At 69.1% G+C, this 6,773-nt stretch carries 4 protein-coding genes; 3 read left to right on the top strand and 1 reads right to left on the bottom strand.

The genetic code is table 11. From position 1 onward, the window contains the following. Positions 1 to 446 precede the first annotated feature (446 nt). From OG410_RS42455 to OG410_RS42445, 3 genes are all read left to right on the top strand, one after another. Positions 447 to 2,987, top strand: coding sequence for a DEAD/DEAH box helicase (locus OG410_RS42455; RefSeq protein WP_329297114.1), 2,541 nt, complete (start codon positions 447 to 449; stop codon positions 2,985 to 2,987). A gap of 142 nt (positions 2,988 to 3,129) precedes the next feature. Further along, complete coding sequence (locus tag OG410_RS42450; RefSeq protein WP_329297115.1) at positions 3,130 to 3,924, top strand: leucine-rich repeat domain-containing protein; 795 nt, start codon at positions 3,130 to 3,132, stop codon at positions 3,922 to 3,924. A 610-nt stretch (positions 3,925 to 4,534) separates the two neighbouring features. Next, positions 4,535 to 5,176 (top strand): uridine kinase family protein, encoded by a 642-nt coding sequence (locus OG410_RS42445; protein ID WP_329297116.1) that lies wholly within the window; start codon positions 4,535 to 4,537, stop codon positions 5,174 to 5,176. Between the two features lie 437 nt (positions 5,177 to 5,613). Here OG410_RS42445 and OG410_RS42440 read toward each other — a convergent pair whose 3' ends face one another. Beyond that, positions 5,614 to 6,753 carry a PucR family transcriptional regulator gene (locus tag OG410_RS42440; protein WP_329297117.1) on the bottom strand — a complete coding sequence of 380 codons (1,140 nt, stop codon included), beginning with the start codon at positions 6,751 to 6,753 and terminating at the stop codon, positions 5,614 to 5,616. Positions 6,754 to 6,773 lie beyond the last annotated feature (20 nt).

Below are 6,773 nucleotides of genomic sequence, written 5' to 3'. Positions count from 1 at the left end.
CCCGCAGACGTGACGCGGCGTCGCTACGCGACGCTCCCCCGCGCTCCGCGCGGGAAGGCGGAACTCCGTTCTGCCGCCGTCCGATCGCTCCGCGATCGGACGGGATCCGGCTGACGCCGGATCACACCCCGTGCCAAGCCTGCTCCGCAGTCCAGGCACGGGAGCTGACGTGCCCTCCGGGCGCGTCAGAAAAACGGCAGTTGCAGGGGCTGGGTCTCTACGGTCTCGGTACTGACTTCCTGGATGGTCGATCACATGTCACCATTTTCGGACATCGCGTGTGCGTCACTTTGGCTCTACAGATATGTTCTGGGATGCTGGATAGGTACCCCTCCAGATGAGAACGGGTCGAACCATAGAGAGTGAATCGGTCTCCTGATTTCTTGTCTTCCTGTCTTGAATGACCCTCGAATTCGCTCCGTACGAGAGCGGGAGAAGAGATTCTCATGGCGATCGTGACGTTGCGTCCGCATCAGGTGGAGGCCGTTGATTCGATTCTCCAGGCTCTGTCGGATCCGCCTGGTGGCCGTATGCCCGCGGAGGGGTTGAGGACACAGGTCATTGCTTGTACGGGGTCTGGCAAGACCTTGATGAGTGTGGAAACCGCGGTCCGTCTTTCCGCCCGTAGGACGCTGGTGCTGGTGCCGACCCTGGATCTGCTGCTGCAGCAGGCTTCGGCGTGGCGGCGGGGCGGCCGTAGGGGTGCCATGGTCGGTGTGTGCTCGCTGCGGGCCGAGGAGAGCGAGGGCATGCCCTGTACGACCGACTCTGCGGAACTGACCGTCTGGGTGTCGGAGTTGGAGACCGTGACGGTGTTCGCCACCTACGCGTCGGTCGGGCTCGGGATTCTCCAGCGGGCACACGAGGCCGGCCTGCCGGTCTGGGACCTGATGGTCCTGGACGAGGCGCACCGGGTCAGTGGGGATGCGGGCCGGCCGTGGGCGGCAGTGCATGACCATCGGCTGATTCCGGCGGTGCGGCGGCTCTACATGACCGCGACGGCGCGTGTCTGGGAGGCGGAGGGTGACAGGCCGCGGCTGGTGGCGAGCATGGAGGAGGACTCTCCCGTGTTCGGGCCGGTGGCCTACAAGCTGCGACTTTCGGAGGCGATCCGGCTGGGGCTGGTGGCGCCGTATCAGGTGCTGTGTCTCGACATCCGCGATCCCGACCTCTACGCCGCTCTGACCAGTGAGGACACCGGGTCTGTGGCCGTGCGCGGGGCACGGCTGGCCGCCGTTCAGGCCGGGTTGATGCGCGCAGCCGTGGAGGAGCGGTTTAGGCGGGTGCTGGCGTTTCACAGTCGGGTGGGTGAGGCGGAGGCGATGGCGGTCGGGGTGCCGGCTGTCGCGGCCCGGCTCGCCGAGGACGACCCGGGCATGTTCCCTGCTGCGGAGCGGGTGTGGGCGGACTGGCTGTACGGCGAGCACGCTCCCCTCCACCGCCGCCGGGTACTGGATGAATTCGCCTCCGATTTTCTCGGAGGGCCTGAATTCGAGGGTCGGGATATTCAGGCCGCATTGCGTGTGTTGAGTTCCGTTCGGGTTCTTGGGGAAGGTGTCGATACGGCTGAGTGTGATGCTGTGCTTTTCGCGGATGCGCGCGGGTCGATGACCGATATTGTGCAGATGGTCGGACGGGCGCTGCGCATGTATCCCGGGACGGGGAAACTGGCCACGCTGATCGTTCCGGTATTCCTCGGGCCGGACGAGGATCCGAACGACATGCTGACCTCGAACTCGCTGGGCACCCTCACGAAGGTCCTCGGGGCGCTGCGGGCGCACGATGCGGAGACGATCGAGGCACTCGCCGATCCCCGTATCCGCAACAGTCGTCCCGGTATCGAACAGGACGGTGCGGAGGGCGAGTTCGAAGGCGAGGGCGAGGGCGAGGGCGAGGGGCGGGGTCAGGAGTTGCGGCGGGTGAGTGGAGCGGCGGCTGGGGTGTTGCGGTTCAGTGAGGAGCGGGATCCGTTCGCGCTGACGCAGTTCATCCGGCTACGGATCATCGACCCCGAGGGAGCGTACTGGCGGCGTGGTATCGAGGCCGCGACGCGATGGCTGCGCGAGAGCGGCAACGTCGAGCTGCGGGTGCCCTACGTTTTTGAGGCGCCGGAGGACTGGGGGGCGGTTAGCGGGTTTCCGCTGGGGCGCTGGCTGGCAGACGTGCGGCGCTACTACGCGGCCGGCACGCTGGAGGCCAAGCGTGTCGTGGAGCTCGAGGCGCTCGGGATGGTGTGGTCGGCGTGGGACACCGCCTGGGCCGACGGCCTCGCTGTGGCGAAGGACTACGCGGCCGTCCACGGGCACTTCCTCCCACCCACCAATGCCGTCTGGGGCGGCGGTAGCGGTGAGGGTGGTCTGGCCATCGGGACCTGGGCCAAGAACCAGCGCGCAGCCGCCCGCAAGACCCGTGTAAACGCCGAACGGCGCGCCGCCGGGGAAACAGGCGTGCCCTACACAGGCGAGCTCTCCGAGAGCCGTATGGACGCGCTGGACGCGATCGACCCGGGCTGGTGCCCCGCCTGGAGTATCGACTGGCAACGCTGCTTCGCATTGACGCTCGTGCATGTCCGGGCCGGCGGGGCGCTGTCTGGAGCTGCGGGTGAGGTGATCATGCAGGGCGAGGACCTCGGAGCCTGGAGTCGGGCGCAGCGGGCGGGGTGGGAGAAACTGACACCGGTGCAGCAGTGGCTCCTCGACAGCGTCCTCGGACTGGAACCGCTCACACCAGAAGAAGCCGCGGCGCAGCCGACACGGAGGACACAAGCAGACCGGTGGGCTATCCATCTCACCGCCGCCCGCCGATACCGTGCCCGCGAAGGCCACCTGAACGTCCCGAGAAAACACATCGAAGAACTGGCCGGAGAGGACAGCGAGAGCAGAACGTCTGTCCGGCTCGGAGGATGGCTCGACAACACCCGCAGAAGGGCAGACAAACTCACCCCGGAACGCCGAGCGGAGCTCGATGCGCTCGGTATGCGCTGGTGACAGTCGCGAGGTGGTGCGCGGTCCAGCGCATCTGTCCGCGTCCGCCAGCCCTGGCCAGGGAGCCTTCACCTGCCAAGGGTCGTTTGCGTCCGCTGGTTTCCGGATGGTGCCGTACCGGACGCCGCGTCCCTATCGTTACGCCATGACGGACGAACAACTACCTGCGCAGGTCTTCCCGAACCACTTTCCCGAGGCGGTGGACTCCCGGTCCGGGGTGCCGCAGGACAGCTGCGACTGCTTCAGCCAGGTTCGGGTGAGTTCCCCCGGCGCGGTGGCGTCCTTCCACGCCGAGATCCAGGACACCAGTGCTCCGGGCTGGCTCCGGTTGCTGGAGCTGATCGAAGAGGCGGCGGCCGACAGACGGGAGGAATTCCGCCCGCTGCCGGAGCTGAGCCCTGAGGAGCGGCGGCAGATCGTGACGCTGCCGAAGGCGATCGGACGGTTGACGGCGGTACGGACCCTCGTGCTGTACGGAAGCAACCTCGTCCGGATACCTCCAGAGATCGGCGACATGACGAGCCTGGAGCAGTTCAGTCCATACACTTCGCGACGGCTGCACTGGTTCCCGTACGAAATCACGCGGTGCGCTCGGCTTGCGCGCAGCACGGTGAGCACGCGCTCGATCTACGGCAACTACAAGCACCGGCCGCCCTTCCCGCGGCTCCTCCCGCCCGGCGATGCCGTCCTGGACCTCGGCAGTCTGGCTCCCTTCCGCTGGGGCAGCACCGCCGCCCGCACCTGCAGTGTCTGCACCGGGCCGATCTCGGTGACAGGCCCTCACCAGGCTTGGCTCTCCCAGGTGGTGGCGACCGACGTCCTGCCGCTATTGGTCAACGCCTGCTCCCAGGCGTGCCTCGACGCTCTGCCACCCGGGCCAAAGGGCTACATCCCTACAGCTCATCGTGGCGGCGCGATCGAACAGCCTCCGTCGCGTTGACCGTCGTCAGCCGGGCCCCGAGTCCTGGCGAAGCAGAGCTGGTGGCTGTCTTCGTACTGCGCCACCTCGCTGGGGGTCGGCGCGGTGGGTGTGCAGGCGGGCGAGGGTGTCGTCGACGGCCAAGGTGACACGGTGCAGGCCCAGCAAGTTGATCGACGTGTTCCGCGGCTGCCGCCCGGGCGCCTGGGGAGGTTGTCGCGACCGGTTCCTCGTTCCGCGCCGGCCTGCGCACGGCCACCTTCTGGACGGCCCGCCAGGTCGACGTGCACGGTGCGGCAGCGGCAGCGGTCGGCGGAGCGGCGGACAGGGTGGTCGCGAGGGCGGTGGTGACGGCGGCCGCCGTGGTGAGCAGGCGTCGGGTCAGGTGCATGACTACTCGTTCCCGCGCGTCGATGTCACGCCCGCGCCCAAGGGCCGTTACGCCACGCTGAAGGTCCGCGGCATCGTCGAGACCGGTGCGCAGGTCGACCGAAGGTCGCGGCCCCGGGCCTCCGCTGAACCGGCCTCGTTTCCCTGCTTGCCATGGGCGATCACCCCGCCGTACATTCCCTGCACCCGGCTTGTCCGGCCGCTTCGTCTATCCCCTTTGAGCACATGAGGAGCGCCCGGTATGACGGGTGTACTGGCGGTCGCAGGCGGCACCGCATCCGGCAAGTCCACCCTTGCCGAAGCCCTGTCGCTGCAGTGGCCCGAGAGCGTGGCGCTGGTCCATCTGGACGACTACTACGTGCCCGCGCACGACCCCTTGAGGGGTGTGTGGACGGTCAGTGCCGACGGGCACGCCGTCCTCGACTGGAACCATCCGGGGTCGATCGACGAGACGGCGGTGGCACACGCCGTCGACGCGGCGCTGTTGCGCCCCGGCGTGCTGCTGGTGGTGGTCGAGGGCCTGTTCGCGCTGTCGCTGCCGTCCGTGGTCCGGCGGGCGGCGTGGCGGGTGTATGTCGACACCCCCGACGACATACGCCTGGCCCGCAAGATCCTCCGGAAGATCGAGGTGCAGCGGCAGGACCCCCGGCTGTCCCTGCGCAACTATCTGCAGACCGGCAGGGACCGCCACGCAGCCCATGTCGCGCCCTCCCGGGCAGCGGCCGATCTGGTCGTGGACGGGACCGCGAGCGAGGCGGAGATGCTGGCGGCCGTCATGCCGCTGATCGGGCCGGTCCTCGCGCCGCCGCCTGCGGCGCCCTCGCGGGCACGGGGGGTGTGCGGTGTGACCCGTACTCCCGGGGTCCCGGTGTTCGCGCTGTGACGTGCCCCGGGGGCACCGGCCCCGGCGAGGGACTCCGCGTGATCATGCTTCCGGCGACACAGCCCAAGCTCCGGCGGGCTCTCAGGTGGATCACGACCGATCCCGGTTCACCTGCGGCCAGGCGAACTGCAGGGGCGGCATATGGCGGGATCGGGGGAAGGCCCGCATCCAGGCTCTCGTCCGCTTCGCCCGGCACCGCATGGGGGTGCGCTTCGGAACGCTCCGCGACGGCACCTTCTACGAACCGCGCACCACCGGAACAGCCACCGCAGACCACTCAGCCTTGATGAAGGGCATAGAGGCATCCCCCGCCCCTCCCGGTCTCAGCTGGTTCATACCGCTCTTCCCCGGGCCGTACGAGCCGGCTGATGGCACCGGGAACGAGGCACGATTCCTGGACCGCTCGCGGACGCGGTCGTGGACGGCCGAAGTACGCGTCAGCCGGCCCGAAGACCGACCGCCAGCGTCAGTTCAAGGACCCGGTGTGGCGATGCGAGATCGGGAAACAGCTCCCGCAGCTGCGACATCCGGTACCGGACTGTCTGGGGATGGACGAACAACGCCGCCGCCACCTCGTCCCGCCTGCCCTGGTGCAGCAGCCACGCCCGCAATGTCTCCTCCAGCCGCTGTGCGGTCGCGACAGGCAGGGTCCGCAACGGTGCGAGGGCTCGGGCGCGCAGGTCTGCGAACGCGTCCATGTCGGCGCTCAGCACCAGCTCGGGCAGGTGGTCCTCGGTGTCGCGAATGTCAGAGGAGAGGGAGCGCGCGCGTACGGCTCGTGCGTACGAGGCGGACGCACGAGTCCATGGCCGGGCCGGGCCGGCCACGGCGGTGCGGTCGGTCAGCTGCCGCAGGAGATGTGATCGGTCGGCATCGGGGACGAGCAGCACACCGGTGGCGTCCGGCAGATCGTCGAGGACGAGGGTGCCCGGGTCGAGCGCGCGGTAGGCAGGCCGGGCCTGGGCGGCGGGCAGCAGGACCGCGGTCAGTGAAACCGGAGGCTGCCACCCGGCCCGTTGGACAGAGGCCAGCAGCACGTCCGGGCTCGCGCCGGCGAGGAGGTCGCGGGCCAGGTGTTCCAGGTGGCGCTCGTGGTCCCTGCCCCGGGCGGCCAGTTCGTCGGCGTGGCCCGCGGCGCTCGCGGCGGAGAGCTCGTCGATGTAGGCGAAGGTCAGCTCGGCGAACTTGGCGACCTCGGCGGCGGGCAGACCTGCGGGTACGGCACCCGCTGCCAGGCATCGCCAGGCCACGCGGGCGCCGACGCGGTAGGCGCTGAGCAGGGCGTCCATCGAACGGCCGTCGCGCACCTCGCCGCGGCCCAGTTCGTAGGCTGCGTCACCGGCGTCGCCGCCTGTGGCGTTCCCGCTCGCGCGGTCCAGGTAGTGCCCCAGGGCGGTGCGGACGGCTCGGCGGATGGTGGCGCCCATGTGGCCCGCAAGGGCGTTTGCGTAGGGAGGGACCTCGTCGATGATCGCCTGGACGACCTCGTCGGCGGTGGTCTTCAGCGCGGCCCGAAGTGCGGTGACCGTCGTCTCGTCCAGGGCCAGTTCGCCGGCCCTCCGAATTGCATGGCTCACGTTTTGTTCCCTGCGAACAA

Source organism: Streptomyces sp. NBC_00659, assembly GCF_036226925.1.
Lineage (GTDB): Bacteria > Actinomycetota > Actinomycetes > Streptomycetales > Streptomycetaceae > Streptomyces.
This window is presented reverse-complemented; position numbering and strand designations above follow the sequence as displayed.